Here is a 255-nt window from a genome sequence, read left to right on the forward strand (position 1 = left end):
CGGGAGGCAGCAGTAGGGAATCTTCCGCAATGGACGAAAGTCTGACGGAGCAACGCCGCGTGAGTGATGAAGGGTTTCGGCTCGTAAAGCTCTGTTGTTAGGGAAGAACAAGTGCTATTCAAATAGGATGGCACCTTGACGGTACCTAACCAGAAAGCCACGGCTAACTACGTGCCAGCAGCCGCGGTAATACGTAGGTGGCAAGCGTTGTCCGGAATTATTGGGCGTAAAGCGCGCGCAGGCGGTCTTTTAAGT

At 53.7% G+C, this 255-nt stretch carries 1 rRNA gene; it reads left to right on the forward strand.

Going from position 1 to position 255, the window contains the following annotated elements:
• Positions 1-255 (forward strand): 16S ribosomal RNA (locus tag MW695_RS23305); the annotation flags it as partial.

Source organism: Halalkalibacter sp. APA_J-10(15) (assembly GCF_023017105.1).
Taxonomy (GTDB): domain Bacteria; phylum Bacillota; class Bacilli; order Bacillales; family Bacillaceae_D; genus Halalkalibacter.